General features: G+C 58.6%; 25 protein-coding genes. 7 read left to right on the forward strand and 18 right to left on the reverse strand.

The features are described from left to right. Positions 1-178: 178 nt before the first annotated feature. The 3 genes from eno to AKG12_RS08260 form a co-directional block, all read right to left on the reverse strand. Positions 179-1453 (reverse strand): phosphopyruvate hydratase, encoded by a 1275-nt coding sequence (gene eno, locus AKG12_RS08250; RefSeq protein WP_046800222.1) that lies wholly within the window; start codon positions 1451-1453, stop codon positions 179-181. A gap of 135 nt (positions 1454-1588) precedes the next feature. After that, a complete protein-coding gene (gene kdsA, locus AKG12_RS08255; RefSeq protein ID WP_052818479.1) occupies positions 1589-2434 on the reverse strand; it encodes a 3-deoxy-8-phosphooctulonate synthase in 846 nt (281 codons plus the stop codon). Next, positions 2434-3315, reverse strand: a complete 882-nt coding sequence (locus AKG12_RS08260; protein ID WP_052818480.1) for a VOC family protein — start codon at positions 3313-3315, stop codon at positions 2434-2436. Before AKG12_RS08260 ends, kdsA begins: the two co-directional genes overlap by 1 nt. A 212-nt stretch (positions 3316-3527) precedes the next feature. Here AKG12_RS08260 and lexA point away from each other — a divergent pair, with 212 nt between their 5' ends. Both lexA and AKG12_RS08270 read left to right on the forward strand, forming a co-directional pair. Further along, the gene (lexA, locus tag AKG12_RS08265; protein ID WP_052818481.1) at positions 3528-4250 is read left to right on the forward strand and encodes a transcriptional repressor LexA; all 723 of its coding nucleotides are present in this window, start codon (positions 3528-3530) and stop codon (positions 4248-4250) included. A gap of 412 nt (positions 4251-4662) precedes the next feature. After that, complete coding sequence (locus AKG12_RS08270; RefSeq protein WP_052818482.1) at positions 4663-5340, forward strand: glutathione S-transferase family protein; 678 nt, start codon at positions 4663-4665, stop codon at positions 5338-5340. 19 nt (positions 5341-5359) lie between these two features. Here AKG12_RS08270 and AKG12_RS08275 read toward each other — a convergent pair whose 3' ends face one another. Then, complete coding sequence (locus AKG12_RS08275) at positions 5360-7795, reverse strand: ComEC/Rec2 family competence protein (RefSeq protein WP_052818601.1); 2436 nt, start codon at positions 7793-7795, stop codon at positions 5360-5362. 307 nt (positions 7796-8102) lie between these two features. On the opposite strand from AKG12_RS08275, the gene gltA reads away from it, so the two are divergent. Then, the gene (gene gltA / locus AKG12_RS08280; protein ID WP_006312523.1) at positions 8103-9392 is read left to right on the forward strand and encodes a citrate synthase; all 1290 of its coding nucleotides are present in this window, start codon (positions 8103-8105) and stop codon (positions 9390-9392) included. A gap of 103 nt (positions 9393-9495) precedes the next feature. Here the strand turns inward: gltA and lpxB are convergent, their stop codons facing one another. The 14 genes from lpxB to AKG12_RS08350 form a co-directional block, all read right to left on the reverse strand. Next, a complete protein-coding gene (gene lpxB / locus AKG12_RS08285) occupies positions 9496-10677 on the reverse strand; it encodes a lipid-A-disaccharide synthase (RefSeq protein WP_052818483.1) in 1182 nt (393 codons plus the stop codon). 4 nt (positions 10678-10681) lie between these two features. Then, the gene (locus AKG12_RS08290; RefSeq protein WP_052818484.1) at positions 10682-11554 is read right to left on the reverse strand and encodes an LpxI family protein; all 873 of its coding nucleotides are present in this window, start codon (positions 11552-11554) and stop codon (positions 10682-10684) included. Positions 11555-11557: 3 nt separating this feature from the next. Continuing rightward, complete coding sequence (lpxA, locus tag AKG12_RS08295) at positions 11558-12373, reverse strand: acyl-ACP--UDP-N-acetylglucosamine O-acyltransferase (RefSeq protein WP_052818485.1); 816 nt, start codon at positions 12371-12373, stop codon at positions 11558-11560. After that, the gene (fabZ, locus tag AKG12_RS08300) at positions 12370-12837 is read right to left on the reverse strand and encodes a 3-hydroxyacyl-ACP dehydratase FabZ (protein WP_004441570.1); all 468 of its coding nucleotides are present in this window, start codon (positions 12835-12837) and stop codon (positions 12370-12372) included. The genes lpxA and fabZ overlap by 4 nt, the downstream gene beginning before the upstream one ends. Continuing rightward, positions 12830-13897 carry a UDP-3-O-(3-hydroxymyristoyl)glucosamine N-acyltransferase gene (gene lpxD / locus AKG12_RS08305; protein WP_046800229.1) on the reverse strand — a complete coding sequence of 356 codons (1068 nt, stop codon included), beginning with the start codon at positions 13895-13897 and terminating at the stop codon, positions 12830-12832. Before lpxD ends, fabZ begins: the two co-directional genes overlap by 8 nt. A 49-nt stretch (positions 13898-13946) precedes the next feature. Further along, a complete protein-coding gene (bamA, locus tag AKG12_RS08310) occupies positions 13947-16271 on the reverse strand; it encodes an outer membrane protein assembly factor BamA (protein WP_052818486.1) in 2325 nt (774 codons plus the stop codon). Positions 16272-16470: 199 nt separating this feature from the next. Beyond that, entirely contained in the window at positions 16471-17592 is a 1122-nt protein-coding gene (gene rseP / locus AKG12_RS08315) for an RIP metalloprotease RseP (RefSeq protein ID WP_197283311.1), read from the reverse strand. 49 nt (positions 17593-17641) lie between these two features. Further along, positions 17642-18475 (reverse strand): phosphatidate cytidylyltransferase, encoded by an 834-nt coding sequence (locus AKG12_RS08320; RefSeq protein ID WP_052818488.1) that lies wholly within the window; start codon positions 18473-18475, stop codon positions 17642-17644. After that, the gene (locus AKG12_RS08325) at positions 18475-19218 is read right to left on the reverse strand and encodes an isoprenyl transferase (RefSeq protein ID WP_046800233.1); all 744 of its coding nucleotides are present in this window, start codon (positions 19216-19218) and stop codon (positions 18475-18477) included. Before AKG12_RS08325 ends, AKG12_RS08320 begins: the two co-directional genes overlap by 1 nt. Before the next feature lie 64 nt (positions 19219-19282). Further along, the gene (gene frr / locus AKG12_RS08330; protein WP_046800234.1) at positions 19283-19840 is read right to left on the reverse strand and encodes a ribosome recycling factor; all 558 of its coding nucleotides are present in this window, start codon (positions 19838-19840) and stop codon (positions 19283-19285) included. A 68-nt stretch (positions 19841-19908) separates the two neighbouring features. Continuing rightward, complete coding sequence (gene pyrH, locus AKG12_RS08335) at positions 19909-20631, reverse strand: UMP kinase (protein ID WP_003502561.1); 723 nt, start codon at positions 20629-20631, stop codon at positions 19909-19911. Between the two features lie 97 nt (positions 20632-20728). After that, positions 20729-21655, reverse strand: a complete 927-nt coding sequence (gene tsf, locus AKG12_RS08340) for a translation elongation factor Ts (RefSeq protein WP_052818489.1) — start codon at positions 21653-21655, stop codon at positions 20729-20731. A 362-nt stretch (positions 21656-22017) separates the two neighbouring features. Next, the gene (rpsB, locus tag AKG12_RS08345; RefSeq protein WP_046800236.1) at positions 22018-22785 is read right to left on the reverse strand and encodes a 30S ribosomal protein S2; all 768 of its coding nucleotides are present in this window, start codon (positions 22783-22785) and stop codon (positions 22018-22020) included. A gap of 192 nt (positions 22786-22977) precedes the next feature. Continuing rightward, positions 22978-23820 carry a cell envelope integrity EipB family protein gene (locus tag AKG12_RS08350; protein WP_046800237.1) on the reverse strand — a complete coding sequence of 281 codons (843 nt, stop codon included), beginning with the start codon at positions 23818-23820 and terminating at the stop codon, positions 22978-22980. Positions 23821-23936: 116 nt separating this feature from the next. On the opposite strand from AKG12_RS08350, the gene AKG12_RS08355 reads away from it, so the two are divergent. The 4 genes from AKG12_RS08355 to AKG12_RS08370 are packed head-to-tail and all read left to right on the forward strand — an operon-like array spanning position 23937 to position 26788. Further along, a complete protein-coding gene (locus AKG12_RS08355) occupies positions 23937-24407 on the forward strand; it encodes a RidA family protein (RefSeq protein WP_046800238.1) in 471 nt (156 codons plus the stop codon). After that, positions 24404-25144, forward strand: coding sequence for a glycerophosphodiester phosphodiesterase (locus AKG12_RS08360; protein WP_052818490.1), 741 nt, complete (start codon positions 24404-24406; stop codon positions 25142-25144). Before AKG12_RS08355 ends, AKG12_RS08360 begins: the two co-directional genes overlap by 4 nt. Continuing rightward, the gene (locus AKG12_RS08365) at positions 25141-26334 is read left to right on the forward strand and encodes a GNAT family N-acetyltransferase (RefSeq protein ID WP_052818491.1); all 1194 of its coding nucleotides are present in this window, start codon (positions 25141-25143) and stop codon (positions 26332-26334) included. The genes AKG12_RS08360 and AKG12_RS08365 overlap by 4 nt, the downstream gene beginning before the upstream one ends. 22 nt (positions 26335-26356) lie before the next feature. Continuing rightward, a complete protein-coding gene (locus AKG12_RS08370; RefSeq protein WP_003496252.1) occupies positions 26357-26788 on the forward strand; it encodes an HIT family protein in 432 nt (143 codons plus the stop codon). Positions 26789-26881 lie beyond the last annotated feature (93 nt).

A 26881-nucleotide genomic window follows, 5' to 3' on the forward strand; every position in this document is an offset into this window, starting at 1 on the left:
TCCGTCAATCTCTCCTCGTCATGCTCGGGCCTGTCCCGAGCATCTGCAACGTCTCAACTTGGTGGGACATTGGCAGATCCTCGGCACAAGGCCGAGGATGACGTCGGATGTGTTGCCAGACCTGCTGTCAACTTTGGTCAACCGTTCAGCGAGACTCTACCGCCCCCGCGAAAACACGTTAACCGCGCAGGATCGAACGGCCGGCGTAGGCAGCCTGCGGGCCAAGCATTTCCTCGATGCGGATCAGCTGGTTGTACTTTGCGAGCCGGTCGGAACGGGCAAGCGAGCCGGTCTTGATCTGACCGCAGTTCGTCGCGACAGCGAGATCGGCGATCGTGGAATCTTCCGTCTCACCCGAACGGTGCGACATGACGGCGGTGTAACCGGCCTTGTGCGCGGTCTCGACCGCATCCAGCGTCTCGGAAAGCGAGCCGATCTGGTTGACCTTGACGAGGATGGAGTTTGCAACGCCCATCTTGATGCCATCGCGAAGGCGGGCGGAGTTGGTGACGAAGAGATCGTCGCCAACCAACTGGCACTTGTTGCCAACGAGATCGGTCAGAGCCTTCCAGCCGTCCCAGTCGTCTTCAGCCATGCCGTCTTCGACGGAGATGATCGGATACTTGGCAACGAGTTCGGCGAGATATTCCGCCATTGCGCCGGGCTCCAGCGTACGGCCTTCACCTTCGAGCACGTATTTTCCGTTCTTGAAGAATTCGGTCGAGGCACAGTCGAGGCCGATATACATGTCTTCACCCGGACGATAACCGGCCTTTTCGATCGACTTCATGATGAAATCGAGCGCAGCCGGCGCGCTTTCGAGACCCGGTGCAAAACCGCCCTCATCGCCGACATTGGTGTTGTGGCCCTGTGCGGACAGTTCTTTTTTCAGCGTATGGAACACTTCCGAGCCCATGCGCACGGCTTCGCGGATGTTTTCCGCGCCAACCGGCAGGATCATGAATTCCTGGAAATCGATCGGGTTGTCGGCATGTGCGCCGCCATTGATGATGTTCATCATCGGAACCGGCAGCAGATGCGCGTTCGGGCCACCGACATAACGGTAAAGCGGCAGACCGGAGGCTTCGGCAGCAGCCTTGGCGACAGCGAGAGACACACCGAGGATGGCGTTGGCGCCGATGCGCGACTTGTTCGGCGTACCGTCAAGCGCGATCATCGTCTGGTCGATCTGGATCTGGTTTTCAGCGTCGAAACCGCCGATAGCGTCGAAGATTTCCGTATTGACGGCTTCAACCGCCTTTTCCACGCCCTTGCCGAGATAACGCTTGCCGCCATCGCGCAGCTCAACCGCCTCATGTGCGCCTGTCGAGGCGCCGGAGGGAACGGCCGCACGGCCCATGGAGCCGTCTTCGAGGTAAACATCGACTTCAACGGTCGGGTTGCCGCGGCTGTCGAGAATTTCGCGCGCGATGATATCGGTAATGGCAGTCATGGTCTCTCCCTTGGGAATGGAACAGATATTTTCCGTCGCCTGTCTTAGACGATGGCGAAGAAATTACAATGACGGCGGGCGGCAGAAACAGAGCGCCCGCCATTAAAATCGATTGGCACGAGTAGCACCCGTTTCTTACGCTTTCGTGATGGCGTCGAAGGCCAGAAGCTTTTCCAGCAGTTTCGGCATGTCCTTCAGATGCACCATGTTGGGGCCGTCGGAAGGCGCATTGTCCGGGTCCTCGTGGGTCTCGATGAAAAGGCCAGCGACACCAACCGCCACCGCCGCTCTCGAAAGCGTCTCGACGAATTCGCGCTGGCCGCCGGTGGAGCCGCCCTGCCCGCCCGGCTGCTGTACGGAATGGGTGGCGTCAAAGACAACAGGCGCGCCGAGCGAGGCCATGATCGGCAGCGAGCGCATGTCGGAGACCAGCGTGTTGTAACCGAAGGACGCACCGCGCTCGCATAAAAGCACATTCGGGTTGCCGCTTTCATTCAGCTTGGCCAGCACGTTCCTCATGTCCCAGGGCGCCAGAAACTGGCCCTTCTTGACGTTGATGACGCGGCCGGTCTTGGCAGCGGCGACGAGAAGATCGGTCTGGCGGCTGAGAAAGGCCGGAATCTGCAGCACATCCACCACTTCGGACACGATGGCGCATTGTTCCTCGGTGTGAATGTCGGTCAGGACCGGGAAGCCGAATTCCCTCTTGAGATCGGCAAAAACCTGCATCGCACTGTCAAGGCCTATGCCGCGCTTGCCGGAAAGCGAGGTGCGGTTCGCCTTGTCGAATGAGGATTTGTACACGAGGCCAATTCCAAGCTTGTCGCAAAGCTCCTTCAGCACACCCGCAATCATGAAGGCATGTTCACGGCTTTCCATCTGGCAGGGGCCGGCAATCAGCGAAAAACGCTCGGTATTGGAAAAGGAAACCTTGCTGGCGCCATCGCCGGCGGTGACTTTGAGATTGTTCGTAACGCTCATTATTTTTCCTCGAAGGCGAAGGCAACACCCTGACCGGGCGCTGCGGGCACCACCAGCCGGCCGCCCGCTTCTGCGCTGGACACGCCATTAGCAGCAAGTGCCGCCTGTGTCACGGCAAGATCGCGAACGGAAAAGACGATGCCTGCGCCGCGTAATCCGCCACCGCCCTCCTCGGGAACATTAAAGGCCAGTCCGTCAAAGACCGGTTTCCGCGTCAATCTTATGCGGGCATTGCCGGTTGCGAAAACCACATCACCATCCGGAGACATCTTTCCATCGCAGCCAAACACAGTTTCGATCAGCTGCACGGCATTCGCGTCACCACCGGAAAACAGCACGATCTCGCTGAGGCCGGAAACGCCGTTGGCATGGCGTTCCAGCGCCGCGCGGTCGCCTGGCAAGGCCTGCAACCGCTGACAGCTGAACAGAAAGAAATCCGCCGAGGAACCACTGGCTGCAAAAGCCAGCCGAAAAGCCGCCTCGCTCTGCGAACCATCCGGCATTTTGACTGGCCGCGAAAATTCAAAGACATTTCCGGCCGAGAGGCCTGAGGCTACGAATCGGTCGTGATCCCCAAGAGCGTCCTGCGTTGCAGCGACCAGTGCGGAAAATCCCTCCCCTCCGGCATGTTTCCGGAAGGCCTGATCCCGCCCGGTAAACACATCTTTCCGGCCAATCGAGGCATTATATTTAGCCGGATCAGCAATAACGAGAGGCTCCAGATACGTGCCGTCGGCGAAAAAAACGCAGGCATTCTGTGTGCCAAACGGGTGAAGAGCCGCTGGCGCTACTGTAAATCCCAAGTTTCCAAGGCGAATAACGGCAATATCTAGGACATCCACAGGCAGTACGAGATGGTCGATGCGGTACGGTTTCGTCATTTCCCTGCTTCCTGCTGTCGCATGCGGCATGGCCATGCCGGAACAGTTAGGACGGCAGAAAAGCACAATTTCGTGCTTTCAGGCAAATCATCAAAACAACAGATAGCAGCTTCACGAAATTTTAGGGGATTGCGGAACACATATGGAACATATAGTGTTCGTTCTGTATTTGTTTCGCGACTTCAACGACGATTCTCAAGGGTGTTTTCCTCATGCTCACGCGCAAACAGCAGGAATTGCTTCTCTTCATTCATGAACGAATGAAAGAGTCCGGCGTGCCGCCCTCCTTCGATGAAATGAAGGACGCACTCGATCTTGCTTCCAAATCCGGCATCCACCGGCTGATTACCGCCCTCGAAGAGCGCGGCTTTATTCGCCGGCTACCTAACAGGGCGCGGGCGCTGGAAGTCATCAAGCTGCCGGAGGCCTATGCGCCGGGCGCGAGGCCGCAGCGCGGCTTTTCTCCAAGCGTCATCGAAGGCAGCCTCGGAAAGCCGAAGGCGCCAGAACCCGCACCGGCGCCCAAGGCGCCCGCCAACGATCTCGGCGGCGCGGTCACCGTTCCGGTCATGGGTCGCATCGCCGCCGGCGTGCCGATTTCCGCCATTCAGAACAATACGCATGATGTTGCCGTGCCGGTCGACATGCTGGGTTCGGGTGAACATTACGCGCTCGAAGTTAAGGGCGACTCGATGATCGAGGCCGGGATTTTCGACGGCGATACCGTCATCATCCGCAACAGCAATACCGCCAATCCGGGCGATATCGTCGTGGCATTGGTGGATGACGAGGAAGCGACGCTGAAGCGTTTCCGCCGCAAGGGCGCTTCCATCGCGCTGGAAGCGGCCAACCCCGCTTATGAAACCCGTATCTTCGGGCCTGATCGGGTAAAAATTCAGGGCAAGCTGGTCGGACTTATACGCCGTTACCATTGATCTGATTTAACCGTCATCCTCTCAAGACGGGCGTCGTCATGAGACGGCTCCTGTCGAAGATGACGGCAATTCCGGAATTCGGCTGACCATGCGAGTGTCGCGCAATCTTATGCTTCCAGCAGACAGTCGCATTCTGTCTGGTAAAGATCAGTTCCAGTTTCATATGGATATCGTTGTTACGGCCTTGCCCCCGGCCTGTTGCCACCACTGCGTCATATGCCGTGGACATCTGGTAGCGTGAGTTCGTTTACGCTGGGGGATGCGGCTGGCCTGGCGCTGCCACCAAATGGTGATACTCGGTGCAAAGCCCCCGTCATTCATCAACGCGACTTATGGGTGCCATGGATTATTTTCGGTATTCCATCATGCCCCGACAGGTATAGAAATGCGCGTCATATCCGGGAGATAAGCCATGTACGATCTATATATCGCCAACAAGAACTACTCCTCATGGTCGCTGCGGCCGTGGGTGTTGATGCGCACGCTCGGTATCGCCTTTGATGAGAAACTTGTTCCGTTTGGCGAAGGTGTCGCCTTTTCCAGCTTCTCGCCGACCGGTAAGGTGCCCTGCCTTGTCGATGATGGCGTGACGATATGGGAAACGCTGTCGATCGCCGAATATCTCGCAGAACGGCACCAGGGCGTCTGGGCGAGCGACAAGCAGGCGCGGGCATGGTCGCGTTCGGCGGCGAGCGAAATGCATGCCGGCTTTTCCTCACTGCGCAATCTTTATCCCATGTCGGTCGGTATTCGGGTCAAGCCGAAGGGTGGCGATGCCAGGCTTGCGGCAGACATAAAGCGCATCGATGCGTTATGGAGCGAAGGTCTGGCAAAATTCGGCGGTCCCTATCTTGCCGGTCAGAAATTCACGGCGGTCGATGCTTTTTTCTGCCCCGTGGCGTTCCGTTTCCAGACCTATGGCGCCGATCTTTCATCTGCGGCAAAAGTCTATTGCGATCGGCTGCTCACCCTGCCTGCCATGCGTGAGTGGTATGAGGCCGGATTGAAGGAGATCTGGCGCGATGCGGCGCATGAACAGGAAATCAGCGGCATTGGCGCATTGACTGACGATCTGCGCGTGAAGGTCTGAATATCACTGCTGACGGCGTTTATTGCGATGCCGTCAGCAACTGCCTGACCGGTTCCGGCACCTCGTATTCGAAGCGGTCGCTTTTCCAGTCGTAGTAGCGGTGCTCGCTCCATGGCCTGTTCGCCCCGGCAATCGCTGCGCGTAGTCGTCCGACGACCGCAGACTGATCGCTGCCGGCAAAGTTTATTTCTACCGAACCTGTACGCCGCAAAGTATCGCGGTTCAGCAACAGCGCTCCTGAGCGGCATTTTGAAAACGAGGTCCTGCGGGAAACGACGACAATATCGGCGATATCGCAGGCTTTTCCGGCAAACCGGCCATCTTCCAGAACGACGATCCACTCCCCGCTCCTGGCGCGCGCCACGCACCATATGCCTTTGCTGCAGGTGAAGACGCCGGGTTGCGCATCTTTCAGCGCTGCCGTCATCTGCCGCATCACCGCCCTCATCTCCTCCGGCGTAAGTGTTGATTTTGCGGTCAAGCCTACACTGGTTACTGCGGCATCCGCTTTAAGAATGACCGGTGGCGCAGGCTGTTCCGGCAACAGGAGTGCTCTTTGCCACTGGCCGTATACGAAGCCCTGTGGTCGCGTTTTTGTCGTATAGGCCTTGCCGTCTTCCAGCAGCGCCACCAACTCCCCATCCTCGTGAATGAGCAGATCCGGGACATCGCGATAGGCCACGGCCGCCGACAGGCCGAAGGCGGAGACAAGAGGCGGAATACCAAGCAATGCAAGCCGGCTGCGCAGCAAGGTCAGCAGCAGGAAGCCTGCTGAGCCGAGGCCAATGAACCACTCATGTGGCCGCCCCGTCGCCGCGCTGCCGCCCCAGGACGCCACTTCATTGGCGACTTCGATGACGAGCGCCATGCCATAGCCCATGATCTTCAGGAATGGCGCATCCAACCCGAGCGGCATCAGCAGCATGGCGAGCAGGCCAAAGGGCATGACGATCAGCGACATCAGCGGCATGGCGGCCAGATTGGCAAAAAGTCCATAGGTGGTGACACGGTGAAAATGCTCTGCCGAATAGATCGCCGTCGAAAGTCCGCCAATCAACGATGTGGTGATGACGCCGCCAATGACGGTGCCTGCCATTTGCGCCGCCGTCATCCATACCGGTCTGCGTCCGATCAACAGTCGCTCGTGATCGCTGCGCCGGCGGCCCCACCAGGCATAGGTGGATACGAGCGCGATGGTCGCGGCAAACGACATCTGGAAACTCGGCCCCATGATTTCCGAAGGCGAAAAACCGAGGATGATGAGAGCCGAAATAGCCACATTGCGGAGGCTGAGCGACGGCTGATCAAAAAGGACCGCGATCAGCATCACCGACATCATCAGCCAGGCACGCTCGGCGGAGACGGCGAAACCGGAAATCAGGTAATAGGCGAGCGTCATCAAGAGCGCCGCGAAAGCCGAAATCTTCTTGACGGGCCAGCGCTGAGCAAAGGCGGGAAAAAGGCTGAAGGTCAGCCTGAACCCCACAAAGAAAATGCCTGCGGCGAGCGCCATGTTCAGCCCGGATATGGCGACGATATGGGCAAGGCCGGAAAGCCTCAATGCTTCCATCGTGGGTGCCGAGATCGCCTGTCTCTCATCGGTGACAATGGACGCGGCGAAGGCTCCGGCGTCACCGCCAATGGTGTTGCGGATGCGCTCTGCAATGGCGCTGCGCAGGCCATAAAGCCGCATATCCGCCCATTCCAGCCAACGCGTTTCGCCTTTCATGTCTCCCTTTGGTGATATCAGCGCCTGCGGCGGCTTGTAGAAAAATCCGGTCGCACCTATGCCTTTGAAATAGGAAGCGAAGGCAAAGTCGTTCAGACCCGGCAAGGCTGGACCGGAAGGTGGCGACAGCCGGGCCTTGCCTTGAATGGTCGCGCCAAGTGCGACCGGCTCACCTCCGCCACGGGAAAGCAGCGAAATTCTCGTCGGCGGGCGCGACAATGCCGGCGCTTCGGTCGCAGCCAGCTGAATAACATATCGCCAGGAGCCGCGCGCATCCACCTCCCGGCGAACCACCGTGCCGGTGATGGTGGTTGTAACCGGGGTATCCAGCACCACTGTTCCCGCTCGCCGGGTTTCAATATCTGCCAGAAGCATGCCCAGCAGAAGAAAAGCGCCAGCGCCGCAGGCCGCCGCCGACAGGCCGTTATTATACCGGGTAAGCAGCGCCAGACCGGCGGCAAGCAGGAATATGATTGCGAGAGCGGGCAAGGACGGCGTGACATCAAGGGAAAACCACAGGATCGCGCCGCAGCCGATGAGGACGGGAACAAAAAGGAAATCATGGCCGAATGCGCGCTCCTCGGCGACGCAGTCGGCAACCTTTCCGGCGATGACTGCCTTGAGATTCCGCCTGACAGCAAGGGTGGGCAAATCACAAGCCACAACATCGCCGGCGCGGTGAACGGGAAACAGGATTTCATGCGCGCCGGGCAAGCCACCCTGCAACGTTTCGGCATATCCGAAATGCTTTTTTTCCCCTTGACCAAGCAATCCGCGCCGCGCCCCTGCCGCACCGGAAACAGGTTTGCAGGGCAGCGGGAAGGATTGCAATCCTTTCCTTTAATGTTGCGTTGACCGAGATTGAATTGCCATGGCCGATAAAGCCGCAAGCAACGTAATTGCGTTTGCCGCAATGCACAATTTGACCTTCGAATAGCTTGGCATCGGCGCAAGGATCATATAGCTAATCGGTAGACGCTTAACCGCGAGGCGTGTCTCAACGCCTCCACCCGCATGTTCTCGGAGGATCAGTATGACGGAAAAAAGCGCTACAGTGACACTTGGCGAAAAGCAGGTGGAACTCCCGGTCAGGGAAGGCACGATTGGACCAAGCGTCGTCGATATCGCCACGCTCTACAAGCACACGGGCTCCTTCACGTACGACCCGGGTTTCACGTCGACGGCCTCCTGCGAATCCAAGATCACCTATATCGATGGTGACGAAGGTGTTCTCCTTCACCGCGGCTTCCCGATCGAGCAGCTTGCCGAACAGGGCGACTTCCTGGAAACCTGCTATCTGCTGCTTTACGGCGAACTGCCGACGGCTGCGCAGAAGAAGGACTTCGACACCCGCGTTACGCGCCACACCATGGTGCATGAGCAGATGAGCCGCTTCTTCACCGGCTACCGTCGCGATGCGCATCCGATGGCCGTCATGTGCGGCACGGTCGGCGCGCTCTCGGCCTTCTATCACGACTCGACCGACATTACCGATCCGCACCAGCGCATGGTCGCTTCGCTGCGCATGATCGCGAAGATGCCGACGATCGCCGCCATGGCGTACAAGTACCATATCGGTCAGCCCTTCGTTTACCCGAAGAACGACCTGGATTACGCTTCCAACTTCCTGCACATGTGCTTTGCCGTGCCCTGCGAGGATTACAAGGTCGATCCGGTTCTGGCCCGCGCCATGGACCGCATCTTCATCCTGCATGCCGACCACGAGCAGAACGCTTCCACCTCCACGGTGCGTCTTGCCGGTTCTTCGGGTGCGAACCCGTTCGCCTGTATTGCGGCTGGCATCGCCTGCCTCTGGGGCCCTGCTCACGGCGGCGCCAACGAAGCGGCGCTCAACATGCTGAACGAGATCGGCTCCGTTGACCGTATTCCGGAATACATCGCCCGCGCCAAGGACAAGAACGACCCGTTCCGCCTGATGGGCTTTGGCCACCGCGTGTACAAGAACTACGACCCCCGCGCCAAGATCATGCAGAAGACGATGTATGAAGTGCTGGAAGCCACCGGCAATTCCGACGATCCGATCATGCAGGTTGCGCTGGAACTGGAAAAGATCGCCCTTTCCGACCCCTACTTCGTCGAAAAGAAGCTTTACCCGAATGTCGACTTCTATTCCGGCATCACGCTGAAGGCGCTCGGCTTCCCCACCACCATGTTCACCGTTCTCTTCGCGCTCGCCCGCACCGTCGGCTGGATCGCACAGTGGAACGAAATGATCGAAGATCCGCAGCAGCGCATCGGCCGTCCGCGCCAGCTCTACACGGGCGCCGGCAAGCGTGACTACGTTCCGGTTTCCAAGCGCTAAACCGGGAATCAAAACATCAAAGGCCGGCGGGTGAAAATCCGCCGGCCTTTTTCTATTGGATAAGAGAAACACGTTCGGCCAACGGCTACGAAGGCCAGCTCTATCAGCCTTGCTGTCTGCGGGCGTTAAACACATCGAGAAGGATGCCAGCGCCGGTTTCGCCCGGAGGCACATCGGTGTGCAAGCGCTGCTGCACCAGAGCGTAACCCTCAAGCATCGCCCGTCGCTCGGTGGTGTCGGATGCAAGCCGTTCGGCCCAGCGCAGCATGGACCCTGGCCGCACCACCTCGTTGAGATATTCCGGCACAACCGGGTAGTCGGCAATCAGGTTCGGAAGCGCGCCCGTCCAGGTTTTTACCCGCTTGCTGAGCATGGTGAAAATCCAGTCGGTCTTATAAACAGAAACGGTCGGCACGCCGGCAAGCGCCAGTTCGAGAATAACAGTACCGGACGCAGCGATCGCCGCATCGGCCCGCGCAAAGGCGTTCCATTTGAAGGCGGAATCAATGCCGATTTTGGGCCTTATATCTTCCGGCCATGTTGCCGCCAGCTCGCGTATACGGTCTTCCTGACGCGGCACGGTGGGCAACACGAAACGGGTTGGGCCGTTGCGTTCCACAAAGGCCTTTGCGGCCTCTCTAAATGGCTCCATCAACCGCGTGGTTTCCGTGGAGCGCGACCCGGGCAGCAGAAGAATGGTTTTGGCTTCACCTTTTGCCGGAAGGGAGCGTTCCGCCCGCTTTTGCCGCACCGCCTTCACATCGGGATCGACGCTGAGACGATGGCCGACAAAGGTGGTTGGCGGGCCGCCGAGACGCCGCATCGCCTCCGGCTCGAAGGGCAGCAGGGCAAGAACGTGATCGACATAGGACAACATCGCGGTGGCGCGATATTCCTTCCACGCCCAGACGCTGGGGCAGACGTAGTTGATAACAGGCAGATTCGGCAATTGTTTGCGGACTTTTTTCGCAACACGATGCGTGAAATCCGGGCTGTCGATGATCAGCAGAATATCCGGCTTTGCGGCGATGATCGCCTGCGCAGTCTGGTTGATGCGCGCGATGAGTTTCGGCAATTTTTTGAGGACTTGCGTGAAGCCCATGATGGAGAGTTCGGAATAATCGAACAGCGAGGTCAGTCCCTGCGCTTCCAGCGCCTCGCCGCCGACGCCCATCAGCTCAACGGACCCCGGATATCGAGCTTTGACGGAGCGGATCAAATCCGCGCCCAGAAGATCGCCGGACACTTCCCCGGCAATAACCGCCACTTTTAATGTCGCCGTCATCCGATCATCTCTCCCCGATCATATCACTACCGAGTGATGTATCGATGCCGCAGACAAATATGCCCGCCTGATCGGCGGCTTTCAACATCTCGTCGCGGTCAAGCACCAGCGCCCGTCCCGCTTCGACGGCGATGCCCGCCAGGCCGGCTTTCTGCGCATTCTCCACGGTTTCGATACCGATGGTCGGCAGGTCGGCGCGGATATCCTGTTGCGGTTTGCAAAGCTTCACCAATACACCCCTGCGGCGGGGCGATATGCGGCCCTCGGCACGCAGGGCCGCAACACGTGCAAGCATGGCATCGGTACCCTCAACGCCTTCCAGCGCAACGATGCGACCGCCAACCGACACCGCTCCCTGCCCGACATCAAGCGTGCCAAGCGCAAGTGCCGCCTCAGCCGCCTTGCGAATATCGCGCAGGTCTTCGTCTGTGGGTTTCTGGGTGCCCAAAGTGCCTGTCGTAGCAAGCAGGCCGGGTGTAATCTCGTGGGCGCCGATGACCTTTGCACCGAGCGTGCCGATGACCTTGATCACCATCTGCAACACGGCGTCATCACCGCCCGACAGCAACGTGCGGACGATGGAGGGCAGTTTCAGCACGATGCCGACTGTCGGGCGGATTTCCCGCCATTCCGGCCGTCGAGCCACGGCGCCGGAAAGCACGACGCGGTCCACCCGGTTTTCACGCAGCAAACGGCCGAGCCCTGCCACGTCGCCCACGCTGATGACAGCATTGTCGAAGCCGCTCCAGTCGAAGCTGGAATCATCACGCAGGCGCACAATGAAGGGATTTTCACCCATCTCGCGGGCCGCGGCCGCCACATAAAGCGGCAGCTGGCCGCTACCGGCCACGATGGCAAGACGCCCGCCGCCTGTCACGGCTCACTTGCCCCGATTGGGCGAAGAGATCGCGCGGTCGGTGCCCGCGCCGATGAAATCGATGACTTCGAGGGCCTGCGGGCAATCCAGATATTCATTACGATCGATTGCCGCCGCGTTGCCGCGGATTGTGCCTTCAGCCTCGAATATCTGCTTGTAGACACGCCGGACCTTGTGAATATCCGCCCGTTCAATGCCGGCACGCGTCATGCCGACCACATTGAGGCCGCCAAGAATTCCGGGATTGCCGTTCAGCATGCCATAGGGAATGACATCGTAATTGACGGCCGACAGCCCGCCGATAAAGGCCTGACGGCCGATGCGGGTAAACTGGTGCACGGCGCAGCCGCCGCCCAGGATAGCACGGTCTTCAATGGTGACATGGCCCGCCAGCATCACATTGTTCGACAGGATGATGTGATTGCCGAGGCGGCAATCATGCGCCACATGCGAATTGGCAAGGAACAGATTATCGTCACCGACAATGGTCTTGCCGCCACCATCCGAACTGCCGGCGTTCATCGTAACGCCTTCGCGCATGACACAGCGTTCGCCGATCTCGAGCGTCGTTTCCGATCCGTCGTGGCGAACCGCCTGCGGGGTGCCTCCAATGACGGCCATGGGGTGGATCACCGATCCACGGCCGATGATGGTCAGGCCTGAAACGACGGCATGATTGTGCAATATGACGTCGTCGTGCAGCGTGACCTTTGCGCCAACATAGCTGAGCGCGCCGATGACGACATTTTCACCGATAACCGCACCGTCTTCGACAACGGCGGTCGGGTGAATTTTGGCCGAGGCGGCTATCCGGCTCATTGCTGGTCCTCGGGGATCATCATCGCGCCGACATCAGCCTCCGCCACCAGGGCGCCGTCAACCTTCGCCTCGCAATGGAATTTGAACACATTGCCGCGCTGACGCTGCTTGACGACGTGGATTTCCAGACGATCGCCGGGGATCACGGGTTTGCGGAAACGCGCATTGTCGATTGTCATGAAGTAGACCAGATGGCCGCCCTCGCCCTGACTGCGGGCGCATATCGCGCCTGCCGTCTGCGCCATGGCTTCGACGATCAGAACGCCCGGCATGATCGGCCGATCCGGGAAATGGCCGGTGAAATGCGGTTCGTTGACCGTGACGTTCTTGATGCCGGTCGCCGAGTTGTTACCATCGATATCGATGATCTTGTCGATCAACAAGAATGGGTAACGATGCGGCAGAAGCTTCATGACTTCCAGAATGTCAGCCGCGCCGAGCGTCGTCTTCGTTTCTTCAGTCATTGTTTTTTTCTCCTGTTTTTTTATCACGCGCTTCAGCGCGCGCCAGAATTTCGGCCATGTCGCGCAGGAAATATTTCATCGGACGTGCGGGCGTTCCGCCGTAACGGGCGCCGGCCGGAACATCGGCGACAACACCACTCATCGCCGCGATCTGCACACCATCACCAATGGTGATATGGCCATTGACGCCCGCCGCGCCGCCGATCATCACGCCATCGCCAATGCGGGTGCTGCCCGCAATGCCGACCTTGCTGACGATGCCACAATGGCGGCCGATGCGCACGTTGTGACCAATCTGGACCTGGTTATCGATCTTTGTGCCTTCGCCGATGACGGTGTCATCCATGGTGCCGCGATCGATCGTGGTATTGGCGCCGATCTCGACATTGTCCTGAATGATGACCCGGCCGATCTGCACGATTTTAAGCATGCCGCGGGGACCGGGAGCGTAACCGAACCCATCCTGACCGATGCGTGCGCCATTATGGATAATCACATTGTTGCCGATGAGGGCGACCAGAATGCTCGCACCACCGGAAATGGTGCAATCGCGCCCCACCTGCACATGCGGCCCGATGATGACACCGGGGCCAATCCGTGTACCGGCACCAATATGAGCGCCGGCGCCGATCACGGCGAGCGGCTCAACGATTACGCCCGCCTCCAGCTTCGCCGACGGATCGACATGGGCGGCCGGAGAAATCTCGGTCTCCATCGGCGCAATCGTCGCGGGACGCATGGCGGAGGGATGCAGCAAGGCACCCACCTGCGCAAAAAGCGTATGCGGATTTTTCGAGATCAGTGCAGGAATGTGAGACGGCACCATATTCGCCAGCGCAGCGTCGCAAATGACGGCGCCAGCCTCGCAGCTTACCAACTCATCGCGGTTCTTGCGGGAGAGAATATAGCAGAGCTGATCGGGTTTTGCCCGGTAGACCGGCGCGACGGACCTGATAATCCGCTCACCTGCCGCCTCATCAGACAGTTCCGCCCCAAAACGGTCTGCGATGTCTTTCAATCGCAATCCATCGTGGGGCGGAAAAAAGGCGTTGTATTCCATTAGCCGGAAACTCCAGAACGTTCAAAGTTGCAGTTCTGGACTGCCGATATCAGAAAGTGTTGGACATGCCAAACCGGAAACGCTGTTCCTCGTCGTAGTCTTCCTTGGCGATCGGCACAGCATAGTCAACACGGATCGGACCGAAGGGCGATGCCCACATCACGCCGATACCAGCGGATGCGCGGATGGAGTTGTCATCCTTTACACCTGCACTGTTGGCGACCTTGTTGCCATAAAGCGTACCGGCATCGACGAAACCAGCCAGACGCAGGCCGAAATCTTCCGGAACGCCAGGCATCGGGGCGGTAACTTCAGCAGAAGCTGCGAAGTAGGTCGTGCCGCCGATGGAGTCGTTACCGATGCGCGGGCCAATACCGTCGTTCTTGAAGCCGCGAACCTGACGGCCGCCGAATTTGAACTGATCGAATACCAGCAGATTGTCGCCAGTCGGAACAACATGACCCGCCTGACCGGTGATCGAGCCGATGACATCGTACTCGTCCGACAGCGTGTAATAGAAGCGCGCCTTGGCGTAGATCTTGTAATATTCGGAATCGCCGCCGAGGCCCGCAAATTCGTTCGTCAGGGCAGCCTGCCAGCCTTCGCGCGGCATGTTGCGGTCGTCGAGCGTATTGTAGTTCAGCGTGTTGGAGATGATGGACTGAGTCCAGTCGCCACCACGGATCAGAGCCTTATAGGGTTCAGCAAGATTGCTGCCGGTTTCCCAATCGCCCTCACCATCATAGTTGAGCTGCTTGTAGGTATATTTGAACGTCGTCGAGAGGTCTTCGGTGATCGGCGCGGTCACACGCAGCGCGAAGCCCTGTTCGTCGTAATCATAATAGTCTTCGCTGCGGCTCTGGCTCTTGAACAGGTCGAAACCTGCGGCCAGACGGTAGCCAAGGAAATACGGCTCGGTGAAGGACAGCGTGTAGCTGCGCGCATCGTCTTCGCCCGCACCGGCGGCGAGACGGATGTACTGGCCGCGACCGAGGAAGTTCTTTTCTTCGATGGATGCCTCAAGCAGAACGCCGTCGTTCTGCGAATAACCTGCACCGATACCGAACGAACCCGTCGACTGATCCTCGACATCAACCACGATGACGACGCGGTCAGGCGCGCTGCCGCCGGCGGTCGAGATGTTGACCTTCGAGAAATAACCCAGCGCTTCGAGACGGCGCTTTGCCGCCGTGATGATCGTCTGGTTGAATGCATCACCTTCGGAAATATCGAATTCGCGACGGATGACATAGTCACGCGTGCGGGTGTTGCCGCGGATTTCGATACGCTCGACATAGGCGCGCTCGCCCTGATCGACGATATAGGTCACACCGATGGTGTTGCCGGACATGTCGCGGTCACCGCGCGGCGTTACGCGAGCAAAGGGATAACCTTCACCGGCAACGCGCTTGGAAATCGCTTCCATGCTCTGCTGAACTTCCTTGGCGCTGTAGCTGGCGCCCTGGCGGGTTTCAACGAGACCCTGCAGTTCAGAACCATCGACACCCGGAACGGTCGATTCGACAGCGACGTTACCGAAGTCGTATTTCTTGCCTTCATCCACCGTGATGGAGATGGTGTATTCGTTCTTGGACTCGTCCAGCACAGCATCGGACGACACGACCCGGAAGTCGGCATAACCGCGGTTGTAATAAAACTGGCGCAGCGCCTCTTCGTCGGCGCGCAGCTTGTCCTCATTATAGACGTCCTTACGTGTCAGGAACGACAGCATGTTGGACTTCTTGGTATTGATGACGGCGGCCAGACGACCGTCGCTATAGGAATTGTTGCCGACGAAATCGATGCGGCCGATCTTGGTGCGCTCACCTTCGTTGATGACGAAAGCGATGTTCACGCGGCCCTGACCGACGGAAACGGTCTGGGTGGTGATTTCGACATCGCTGCGGCCGATCGCGCCATAAGCTTCCTTGATGCGGGCAATATCCGCAGTCACGATCGCCTGATTGAATGGGCCGAGCGACTGGGTCTGCACGATGCCGGCGAGCTTGTCGTCCTTGATCTTGCGGTTGCCGTTGAAGACCACCTGGTTGACCAGCTGGTTCTCATTGACGGTTACGACCAGCGTGCTGCCGGAAACGCGCATGGAGACATTCGAGAAGTAACCGGTGGCGTAAAGACGCTTCACCGATTCATCGATATCCGAATTGGAAAAGTTTTTACCCGGCGCAATGGTGATGTTGGAACGCACGGAGTCCGCACCGGACCTCTCGGCCCCGCGAACATCGATCTTGCTGATAACGGCTGCATGTGCAGCACCAGCAGAGGCAAGCACGCCAAGGCCCGCAACCGAAGAAACACCAGCAGACAGCGCAACCGCCGACACCGCGTTCAAAAATCTTGAACCAGCCTTCATTTCAAATCTTACCTTTTTACGTTGTCCCTCAGCGGGCGGAACCCGACTCCGGCCATGTGCGTCGTTTTACCTGCTTTTCCCCTACAAGCAAGTCAGAACGTTAAATTCTGTTTACTTCGTGATCCAGAGTGGCTCATTCGCCACTTCGGCATAAAAACAAGGTAAACAAGCTCCTAACAAAACCGTTAAAACACAATCCTCAGCCGATCAAGCTGCTGATATCATTCCATGTTGCAAAAACCATAAGACCCAGAATCATCGCCATTCCGATACGGAACGCAACTTCCTGCGCGCCGGCGCCAAGTGGCCTGCCGCGGATGGCCTCGATGGCATAAAACACCAGGTGCCCACCGTCCAGAACCGGGACAGGCATCAAGTTCAGAAGTCCGATCGACACTGAAAGCACGGCAGCGAGCTGGATGACGGCGGCGATGCCGAGTGTTGCCATCTGGCCGGATGCCTGTGCAACGCGCACCGGACCACCGAGCTGATCGGCATTCATGCGGCCGGTCACGAGATTGCCGATATAGTTGAAGGTGCCGGTGATGACATGGCCCGTCTCCCGCACGCCCTCAAGCAGGGCCTCAGACGGCGAATATTCAATATGGCGGAAATTGCCGCTGGTCTGATTGGTCACGATGCCGATGATGCCCATTTCCAGCTTGTTGCCGAACTGGTCCGTGGTCTCGGTGCGGGTCGGAACCATCGGCAGCTTCAACTCCTCGCCTGCCCTCTCGACAGTCACGGTGATCGGCGTGCCCGGCCGGATGCCGACGTAACGGCGGACATCTTCGAAGGTCATGACTTTTTCGCTGTCGATCGCCACCAGACGGTCACCGGGGCGCACGCCTGCCGCTGCGGCGGCACTGTTTTCACGCACCTCGGCGACAACAGGATCGGCGATCATCCGGCCATATACACCGAACAGAACCGCAAAGATGAGGATCGCCAGGATGAAGTTGGCGATAGGGCCCGCCGCAACCGTCGCCGCCCGTTTCCACAATTTTGCACCGGCAAGTGTCTGCGCCCTCTCCTCGAGCGACATATGCGACATGCCGGAACTATTCGGCTTGCTCGCCGCATCTTCGTCGCCGAAGAACTTGACGTAGCCACCGAGAGGGATCGCGGAAATCTTCCATCGCGTGCCATGCCGGTCGGTAAAGCCGATCAGTTCCGGGCCGAAACCGATGGAGAATGCGGTGGAGCGGATGCCGCTCCAGCGACCGACGAGATAGTGGCCCATTTCATGGACGAAAACGAGCAGTGAAAGCACCAGGATGAAGGGCACGATGTAGCCGGTCAGAAAACCGGTCGCCGCCATTACTGTGTTCATGACAATCTGCCCTTTATGTCGTGACCTTTCGCGCCGCTTAAAAGCCCGGCAGGAGACCGCCGCCCGATCCGGGCACGTCGCCGGTTGCCGCCGCATGCACGAAAGCAATGAGGAATACCGTAAAGCAGGCGAAAACAAGACCGTCAACACGGTCCATGAAGCCGCCATGGCCCGGGATGAGATGGCTGGAATCCTTGACCTGGAAACGCCGTTTCACGAAGGATTCGAAAAGATCACCTATCTGGCTGAAGACCGAGAGGATGAAGGCGAGCCCGAGTACCAGCAGACTGATCCTGCCGTGATAGGCGAGCGATACCACACCGCCGCCGATCAGCGCGGCCACGGCCCCACCAATCGCGCCGGACCAGGTCTTGCCGGGAGAAATCGCCGGTGCGAGCTTTGGTCCGCCAATGGCGCGCCCGACGAAATAAGCAAGAATATCCGTCGACCAGACAACGGCAAAAATGAACAGGATGGAGACGAATCCGGTCAACTCGTCACCACGAATGGCAGCCAGCGAAATGCCGCTGAGACCGGCATAGATGATGCCGCCCACCAGCCACCAGTTCCTGCCGCGCAGAACGGGGAAAAGCGCTGCCGTCAGCGTAAAACCTGACAGCAGCGGCAGATCGAGTGACGGTTCGCCAAAAATCGTGTTGCCGGCGATGACGGCAACCGCGAACCAGCCCCAGGCATTGCCTGTGGAATTGGTTTCGGACAGCCGGGTAACCGTCGACCATTCATAATAGATGAGGATCGCCAGAAGACCGGCCACGATGCGGAACAGAATGCCGCCATACCAAGTGGCGGCCAGAATGACCGCCGCCATGACGATTGCGGAGACTATCCGCAGTCTGAGTTCACGGCTCATCAGGCGCCTGCCACGGCAACCTGCTCGGCGATGGCGCCGAAGCGGCGATTACGCGTTGCATATTGCTCGATTGCGGAAAAGAACAGCTGCCGGTCGAAATCGGGCCAATATTCGGGAACGAACAGGAACTCGGAATAGGCCGCCTGCCAGAGCAGGAAATTCGACAGGCGCTCTTCGCCGCTGGTGCGGATGATGAGATCCGGATCCGGCATTCCGCACGTATCAAGTCTCGCCGAAATCATCTCTGGCGTAATCGATGCGGCATCCAGCCGGCCTTCCGCGACATCGCGGGCAATCGCCATAGTGGCGCGGGTAATCTCGTCACGGCTGCCGTAATTGAAAGCGATCACCAGCGTCAGCTTGGTATTATCAGCCGTCATCTGCTCCGCCTCTTCGAGAAGGGAGCGGATGTCGTTTTTCAGGCCCTGTCGGTCGCCAATGATGCGCACACGAACGTTTTCACGATGCAGTTCCGCAAGGTCGCGCCGGATGAAGGCCTTCAGAAGCCCCATCAGATCGCTCACCTCGGACTCGGGCCTGCGCCAGTTTTCCGAGGAGAAAGCGAAAAGCGTGAGATAGCTGATGCCGCAGTCGCCGGCCGCACGCACGGTTTCGCGCACGGCCTCAACCCCGCGGCGATGCCCCATCACGCGCGGAAGACCGCGCTGTTTTGCCCAACGCCCATTTCCATCCATGATGATGGCGACGTGCTCGGGTATTGAGGAACGTGTCGTCGTCGGCATATCGATCCAGTAACAGGCAGTGCGGAATTAAAACGAATAAAATACAGGTCTATCGCAAGCGATATCAGACCTGCATGATTTCTCTTTCCTTCTCGCCAAGCAAGCGTTCAATCTCGGAAATCGTGTCGTCGGTCATTTTCTGGACCTTTTCGGACTGTCCACGGCTTTCGTCCTGACCGATGTCGCCATCTTTTTCGGCTTTTTTCAGGCCGTCCATGCCGTCGCGGCGCACATGGCGAATCGCCACCTTTGCTTTTTCGGCATAGTCGTGGGCCACCTTGACGAGCGACTTGCGGCGCTCTTCGTTGAGTTCAGGCAGCGGAATTCTGAGGTTCTGGCCGTCGACGATCGGGTTGAGACCGAGATTGGATTCGCGAATGGCGCGGTCGACGGCGTTGACCATCGACTTGTCCCAGATGTTGACGCCAAGCATGCGCGGCTCGGGAACGGTGATGTTTGCCACCTGGTTGAGCGGCACGCGCGAGCCGTAGGCCTCAATGGTCACGGGGTCGAGAATGTTGGCCGAAGCACGACCGGTGCGCAGCGATGCTATATCGCTCTTGAACGCATTGATGGCGCCATCCATGCGGCGCTTGATATCGTTGAGGTCAATACCACTCATCTAGATACTCCATCTCTGTCGGCCATAGCGGCCGGAATTCGCCCCCGGGGGGCGGCATGTTTTTTTGATTACTTGTCGTGCACGATGGTCTTGCGGCCGCCGCCGGTCAATATCTGTGCGAAACCGCCCTTCTCATGGATCGAGAAGACAATGATCGGGATGTGGTTTTCGCGGGCAAGCGCGACAGCCGCGATATCCATCACCGCCAGGCCCTTGCCGAGCACTTCGCTATGAGTCAGCTCATCGAAACGAGTGGCCGTCGGGTCCTTCTTCGGATCGGCGGAATAGATACCGTCCACCTGGGTGCCCTTGAAGATGGCCTCCGCGCCCATTTCCGCAGCGCGCAGGGCTGCGGCGGAATCGGTGGTGAAGAACGGATTGCCGGTGCCGCCGGCAAAAATCACCACGCGACCCTGGGCAAGATGGTGAAGAGCTGCACGCTGCGAGAAGCTCTCACAGATTTCAGGCATGGCGATTGCGGAGAGAACAACGGTGTCGATGCTGAGCTTGCGAAGCGAGGTTGCAAGCGCCAGCGCGTTGATGACGGTTGCCAGCATGCCCATATGGTCGCCGGTGACGCGATCGCCACCCTTGGATGCGACGGCCACGCCGCGGAAAATATTGCCGCCGCCAACGACGACGCCGACTTCAACACCCATCGCCCTTGCTTCGGCAATATCGGAGGCGATCCGGTCGGCCACCGCCACATCGATACCGAAACCCTGATCACCCATAAGGGCTTCGCCGGAAGCCTTGAGAAGAACACGTTTGTAGATCGGCTTGGAAGACATCATGACTCCTCGGAAATGTAACCGAAACGCGGATACACGAAGGGCACCGCGTTGTCACGCGATGCCCTCCCGTTTTCCCAAGATTGGGTAAATATAATCAGCCCTTGGCGACTGCGGCGACTTCTGCTGCGAAATCGCTTTCTTCCTTCTCGACGCCTTCGCCGAGCAGCAGGCGAACCATGCCGGTCACTTCGATGGAAGCGCCAGCTTCCTTTTCAGCTTCCTTGACGGCAGCGCCGACGGTGATGTCCGGGTTGATGACGAAAGCCTGCGACAGAAGGGCGACTTCTTCGAAGAACTTGCGCATGCGGCCATCAACCATCTTTTCGATGATGGCTTCCGGCTTGCCGGATTCGCGGGCCTGCTCGATGAAGACGTTGCGTTCGCGCTCAGCAACGGCGGCGTCGACTTCTTCAGCGCGGATGGCGAGCGGGTTGGTTGCAGCGATGTGCATGGCAACCTGGCGGCCGATGGAGTTCAGGACAGCCTTGTCGCCTTCCGACTTCAGGGCAACGAGAACGCCGAGCTTGCCGATGCCGTCGCCGGCAGCGTTGTGGACGTAGGTCGCGACAACGCCGTGCGGAACTTCAAGCGCTGCAGAGCGGCGCAGCGTCATGTTTTCGCCGATGGTGGCAATCGCGTCCTTGATGCTGTCGGCAACGTTCTTGCCGGTTGCAGGATAGTTGGCGGCGGAAACAGCCTCAACGGTGCCGTCGGTGGAGAGGGCAACCTGGGCGATACCGCGGATGAGGTCCTGGAACGCGTCGTTACGGGCAACGAAGTCGGTCTCGGAGTTGAGTTCGACAACAACAGCCTTGTGACCTATGGTGGCGACGCCGATCAGACCTTCGGCAGCCGTACGGCCGGACTTCTTGTCGGCCTTTGCGATGCCCTTGGCGCGCAGCCAGTCGATCGCCGCTTCCATGTCGCCATTGGTTTCGGCAAGAGCCTTCTTGCAGTCCATCATGCCTGCGCCGGATTTCTCGCGCAGTTCCTTCACCATTGCGGCTGTGATTTCGGTCATTGTTTGCCTCTTATCGGTTCGATCGGTCAGCCGGCTGAATTTGCCGTGCCGAAGTTCTGGGTGATGAGTGTACCCGGCCGCACACCCTTTGAAACCGGAGAGGATTTCAGGAAAGGGGTATGCGCATTCCCAAGTGCTGCGGCGTCTCCATACATCGAAATGATGGGTGCCGCCGAAGTGTGACAGCGTTATGAAGACTGCCTTCCGTTTCAACCACATCGGACGCCAGCGGGTTCTTAAAAAAACGCGGCGGAGCGCTTGAAACGAACAAGGCCGTCAACCCATTGAAGGTCTTTGACGGCCTTGTCATATCCTGGTCGAGGAGACGGCGATCAAGAAATCGCCGCCAGACAGGGCCTAAATCAGGCGCCAGCCTCGTCTTCGAGAGCGGGCTCGATCGGAGCTTCTTCGGCAGCGCCGATGTCGCGGCCGGAAGCGCCCTGCTGACGTGCGATACCGTCGATGGCAGCGCGGGCGATCAGGTCGCAATAAAGCGAGATGGCGCGCGATGCGTCGTCGTTACCCGGGATCGGGTAGTCGATATGGTCAGGGTCGCAGTTGCTGTCGATGATCGCAACGACCGGAATGCCAAGACGCTTGGCTTCTTCGATCGCGATCTTTTCCTTGTTGGTGTCGATGATGAACATCAGGTCCGGAACGCCGCCCATATCGCGAATACCGCCGAGAGCCTTTTCAAGCTTTTCGCGCTCGCGCTCAAGGTTCAGGCGTTCCTTCTTGGAATAGCCGGAGCCTTCCGAGTTCAGGATTTCGTCAACCTTGCGCAGACGCTGGATCGAGTTCGAAATGGTCTTCCAGTTGGTCATCATGCCGCCGAGCCAGCGGGAGTTGACGTAGTACTGGGCCGAACGCTTCGCGCTGTCGGCGATGATTTCGGACGCCTGACGCTTGGTGCCGACGAATAGAACGCGGCCGCCACGGGCAACGGTGTCCGACACGACCTGCAGGGCGCGCGACAGCATCGGAACGGTCTGAGCCAGGTCGATGATGTGGATGTTGTTACGGTCGCCGAAGATGTACGGCTTCATCTTCGGGTTCCAGCGGTGCGTCTGGTGGCCGAAGTGAACACCAGCTTCCAGAAGCTGGCGCATAGAAAAATCGGGCAATGCCATGCCTTGTTACTCCTTTTCCGGTTTAACCCCCGCGAAGCGAACAGCACCGATTTTCATCGATACCACCGGGCGGAACGGACCGGATTTCTCCCGGAACATCCCAAGCTTCGCGTGTGGAATGGTGAGCCGCATACAGTCGCCCGCATGAAAATGCAAGCATTTATGCGAAAAAATCGCTCAAATAGCCGCGTTTCAGCGGACTGGCTTGTTTTCGCAGGTTTCGGGCTTGAGAATATCAAGCTTCGCAAGCTTTCCAGTCAGAACGAAATCGCCGTAATCCATCGTCAGATCGCGGGTGATTCCGTTTTCGTAGAGCTTGAACGACATGCGGTAGATCGGCAGGGCGTCGGTACCGGTCTTGTCGTTATAATAGGCGATCGTCACCGGCCAGAATGCCGCCTTGGCGAAATCGCCCGCCTTGCCGGCGTCCGCGTCGCCATCCTTCGGAGTTTGCGACTTGCCGACCAGCGTCGAGGTGATCAGGCTCTCATCACCATCATCGGAACCATCGAAGATCCGGGATTCGAAGATGCGCTTCCCCTGCTTTGCATGCTCGATGACCTGAAACATATGCTGCGTCGGGAACTCGCTGGCGACGAGACTGACCTGGCGGGCATCCGGACGGGTCAGATCGACCTTCATGCCGTCGGTGCCGTCAATTGCCGCGCCCTGCACTTCCTTGTCCAGCTTGTCGTCGGTGTAGGACTTGGTCTCGAAGGTGAATTTCTTGGCCGTGAGATCCTCGAAGGTCGTGGTCTGCTGGTCGGTCATGCGAACCGCATCGCCGGTATTGATCTGCGTCACGAAGCGGAAATCCGTCTTGTAACCCTGACAGGCCGAGCCGGTGAATTCATAGACCATGCGGCCCGTCATGCCCTCGATGCCGGAGCGGTCGGACGCATCCTTGAGTTCGAGATCATAGACTGCGCGATGGGCGACGAGGTCCGGAACCGCCACCGGCAAGGCATTGGCGGCGTTTGACAGGCCGGTCATAAGCCCTGTTGCGGCAACGAAACCAAGCGTCCTGACAAACATGCAATATCTCCTGTTGGAAGAGCCGCTCATATTGTACAAGCAACCGCCCGGCTTTTGGATCAACATCTTCTGAATGCCGGATTCTTGAAGGATTTACAACAAAACCGGAGACGAAAATGTCGGATGTCATCGAAGGCCGCCTCAAGGAACTTGGCTTTACGCTTCCCGTAGCCGCAGCACCAGCCGCAAACTACGTTCCCTTCACCATCAGCGGCAATCTGCTTTATGTATCGGGTCAACTGCCGATGGAATCTGGCAAGATTGCGGTGACCGGCCTTGTTGGCCGCGATGTCGACGTGGCCGGCGCCCAGCGCGCTGCCGAATTATGCGCCGTCAACATTCTCGCACAGGTCAAGGCCGCATTGAATGGCGATCTCTCGAAAATCCGCCGCGTCATCAAGCTGAACGGCTTTGTTGCCTCTGTCCCCGAATTCGTGGAACAGCACCTCGTTATCAATGGCGCCTCCAACCTTCTCGCCAATGTTCTCGGTGATGCCGGCAAACATGCCCGCGCCGCCGTTGGCATGGCCTGCCTGCCTTTCAATGCCGCCGTCGAGATCGACGCCATCGTGGAAATCGACGCATGACACTGAAACTCTCCTGGCTGACGGCGCAGCCCGTCGCCCATCGCGGTTATCATGATCTCAACAAGGCGGTTTGGGAAAACACGCTTTCTGCTTTTTCCCGCGCCATCGAGGCCGGGTTCGCCATCGAATGCGACGTGCAGCTGGCGGCCGACAGCGTGCCGGTGGTTTTCCACGACCATGACATGGCCCGGCTGACAGGCATCAATGGCGACGTGCGCGAGCGCACGTCAGGTGAACTGGCCATGCTTGCCGTTGGCCAAACCAAGGACCGCGTCCCTACCCTCAGACAGCTTCTGGCGCTTACTGCCGGCAAGGTGCCGCTGGTGATCGAGCTGAAGGGCCGTGAGGGTGAAGGTGTCGATGACGGTTTCGCCGAGGCGGTTCTGGAAGACCTGGAGGGCTACAAGGGCCATGTGGCGCTGATGAGCTTCGACCACCACCTGCTGAAGGACCTGAAGGCTGCGGGCTCGCCCTGGCCGCTGGGTCTCACCGCCGAAGGCGACAAGCCGGAAGACTTCTTCAAACACGACGAAGCGATGCAGTTGGGTCTTGATTTCATCTCCTATCATTGGGGGCATCTGCCCAACAGCTTTATCGAAGCGCAAAGAAAACTTGGCCTTCCGGTGATTACATGGACGGTCAGGGATGAAAATGCGCGCGAGACTACCTATAAATATGCGGACCAGATGACATTCGAGGGTTTCGACCCGAGAGAGAACCCATCCGCCACGGCATGACAGAAGACTATTCCATTCGCGTTGCGCAATCCCTCGGGGATATTGACCCGGAAAGCTGGAAACAGCTTTCCGGAACATCGCGCAATACGTCAGGAAAACCGTACAATCCTTTTATTTCCCATGCTTTTTTATCATCGATGGAAGATTCCGGATCGGCGACAGCCAAGACCGGCTGGCTTGGAAATCATCTGCTACTCGAAAACTCATCCGGTGATCTGGTCGGGGCAATACCGGCCTATCTGAAGAACCACAGCAAGGGCGAATATGTGTTCGACCATGGCTGGGCGGATGCTTTCGAGCGGGCCGGCGGTCATTATTATCCTAAACTGCAATGTTCGGTTCCCTTCACTCCGGCGACAGGGCCGCGGCTGCTCACTTCCGAAACGGTGGACGAAACGCGCTTCAAGCCGCTCCTGGCCTCCGGCGTCGCCCAAGTGACGGAAAAGATCGGCGTTTCTTCCGCACATGTCACTTTTCTGCCAGAGGACGATCTTGCCGCACTTCTGCCGCGCGATTTCCTGCACAGGACCGACCAGCAATTCCACTTCCTCAATGACGGTTACCGCGATCACGATGATTTTCTCGACGCCCTTTCTTCGCGCAAGCGCAAAGGGCTGAAAAAGGAGCGCCGCGCAGCGCTGGAAAACGGTATCGAGATCGACTGGCTGACCGGGCGCGATCTGACCGAGGATATCTGGGATCAGTTCTTCGCCTTCTATATGGATACCGGTGGCCGCAAGTGGGGCCGGCCCTATCTGACGCGGGAGTTTTATTCGCTGATCGGCGAACGCATGGCCGATGACGTGCTGCTGGTGATGGCGAAACGCGATGGGCGTTACATTGCCGGTGCGATCAATTTCATCGGTTCGGATGCGCTTTATGGCCGTCATTGGGGCTGCATCGAGGACCATCCCTTTCTGCATTTCGAGGTCTGTTATCATCAGGCAATCGATTTCGCGCTGGCTAAGGGATTAAAACGAGTGGAAGCCGGTGCGCAGGGCGAGCACAAGCTGGCGCGCGGTTACGTGCCGGTCACCACCCATTCGGCGCATTTCATCGTCCATCCGGGCCTGCGCCGCGCCATTGCCGATTATCTTCAGCGCGAGCGCGACGAAGTCGAGCATATCGGCGATTATCTTGATGAACACACGCCCTTCCGCAAGGGCGAGAGACAGGAACCGGACGTTTAGTCCGCCATGAGGAGAGATCACGATGACGGCCAGCGCCTATGACGACAACAATATCTTCGCAAAAATCCTGCGTGGTGAAATTCCAAGCCACAAGCTTTACGAAGACGAGCATACGCTTGCTTTCATGGATGTGATGCCGCAGGCCCCCGGCCATCTGCTGGTCGTTCCCAAGACCGGTTCCCGCAATCTGCTCGATGCCGACCCGGAAGTGCTGGCAAGAACCATCCCCGTGGTGCAGAAACTCGCCGTGGCTGCCAAGGAGGCCTTCGATGCGGATGGCGTCTTCATCGCCCAGTTCAACGAACCAGCGGCTGGCCAGACCGTGTTCCACCTGCATTTCCACGTCATTCCACGCAAGGAAGGCGAACCGCTGAAGCCGCATTCCGGCGTAATGGCCGATGGCGAAGTGCTGAAGGCGCATGCAGAGAAGATAAAGGCAGCGCTTGCTTCGTGATAGCTGCCTAGCATGTGTCGTCATCCTCGGCCTTGTGCCGAGGATCCAACCACGTATCTGAAATCAATCGGTTGCAGATGCTCGGGACAGGCC

Origin of the sequence: Agrobacterium sp. SUL3, from assembly GCF_001263295.1 — a bacterium.
Classification (GTDB): Bacteria; Pseudomonadota; Alphaproteobacteria; order Rhizobiales; family Rhizobiaceae; genus Agrobacterium; species Agrobacterium tomkonis.

What these genes read in the sequence shown, in the direction of transcription:
- eno (WP_046800222.1), bottom strand. Translation starts at nt 1,453, where the DNA reads ATGACTGCCATTACCGATATCATCGCGCGCGAAATTCTCGACAGCCGC.
- kdsA (WP_052818479.1), bottom strand. Translation starts at nt 2,434, where the DNA reads ATGAGCGTTACGAACAATCTCAAAGTCACCGCCGGCGATGGCGCCAGC.
- AKG12_RS08260 (WP_052818480.1), bottom strand. Translation starts at nt 3,315, where the DNA reads ATGACGAAACCGTACCGCATCGACCATCTCGTACTGCCTGTGGATGTC.
- lexA (WP_052818481.1), top strand. Translation starts at nt 3,528, where the DNA reads ATGCTCACGCGCAAACAGCAGGAATTGCTTCTCTTCATTCATGAACGA.
- AKG12_RS08270 (WP_052818482.1), top strand. Translation starts at nt 4,663, where the DNA reads ATGTACGATCTATATATCGCCAACAAGAACTACTCCTCATGGTCGCTG.
- gltA (WP_006312523.1), top strand. Translation starts at nt 8,103, where the DNA reads ATGACGGAAAAAAGCGCTACAGTGACACTTGGCGAAAAGCAGGTGGAA.
- lpxB (WP_052818483.1), bottom strand. Translation starts at nt 10,677, where the DNA reads ATGACGGCGACATTAAAAGTGGCGGTTATTGCCGGGGAAGTGTCCGGC.
- lpxA (WP_052818485.1), bottom strand. Translation starts at nt 12,373, where the DNA reads ATGAGCCGGATAGCCGCCTCGGCCAAAATTCACCCGACCGCCGTTGTC.
- fabZ (WP_004441570.1), bottom strand. Translation starts at nt 12,837, where the DNA reads ATGACTGAAGAAACGAAGACGACGCTCGGCGCGGCTGACATTCTGGAA.
- lpxD (WP_046800229.1), bottom strand. Translation starts at nt 13,897, where the DNA reads ATGGAATACAACGCCTTTTTTCCGCCCCACGATGGATTGCGATTGAAA.
- bamA (WP_052818486.1), bottom strand. Translation starts at nt 16,271, where the DNA reads ATGAAGGCTGGTTCAAGATTTTTGAACGCGGTGTCGGCGGTTGCGCTG.
- rseP (WP_197283311.1), bottom strand. Translation starts at nt 17,592, where the DNA reads ATGGCGGCGACCGGTTTTCTGACCGGCTACATCGTGCCCTTCATCCTG.
- AKG12_RS08320 (WP_052818488.1), bottom strand. Translation starts at nt 18,475, where the DNA reads ATGAGCCGTGAACTCAGACTGCGGATAGTCTCCGCAATCGTCATGGCG.
- AKG12_RS08325 (WP_046800233.1), bottom strand. Translation starts at nt 19,218, where the DNA reads ATGCCGACGACGACACGTTCCTCAATACCCGAGCACGTCGCCATCATC.
- frr (WP_046800234.1), bottom strand. Translation starts at nt 19,840, where the DNA reads ATGAGTGGTATTGACCTCAACGATATCAAGCGCCGCATGGATGGCGCC.
- pyrH (WP_003502561.1), bottom strand. Translation starts at nt 20,631, where the DNA reads ATGTCTTCCAAGCCGATCTACAAACGTGTTCTTCTCAAGGCTTCCGGC.
- tsf (WP_052818489.1), bottom strand. Translation starts at nt 21,655, where the DNA reads ATGACCGAAATCACAGCCGCAATGGTGAAGGAACTGCGCGAGAAATCC.
- rpsB (WP_046800236.1), bottom strand. Translation starts at nt 22,785, where the DNA reads ATGGCATTGCCCGATTTTTCTATGCGCCAGCTTCTGGAAGCTGGTGTT.
- AKG12_RS08350 (WP_046800237.1), bottom strand. Translation starts at nt 23,820, where the DNA reads ATGTTTGTCAGGACGCTTGGTTTCGTTGCCGCAACAGGGCTTATGACC.
- AKG12_RS08355 (WP_046800238.1), top strand. Translation starts at nt 23,937, where the DNA reads ATGTCGGATGTCATCGAAGGCCGCCTCAAGGAACTTGGCTTTACGCTT.
- AKG12_RS08360 (WP_052818490.1), top strand. Translation starts at nt 24,404, where the DNA reads ATGACACTGAAACTCTCCTGGCTGACGGCGCAGCCCGTCGCCCATCGC.
- AKG12_RS08365 (WP_052818491.1), top strand. Translation starts at nt 25,141, where the DNA reads ATGACAGAAGACTATTCCATTCGCGTTGCGCAATCCCTCGGGGATATT.
- AKG12_RS08370 (WP_003496252.1), top strand. Translation starts at nt 26,357, where the DNA reads ATGACGGCCAGCGCCTATGACGACAACAATATCTTCGCAAAAATCCTG.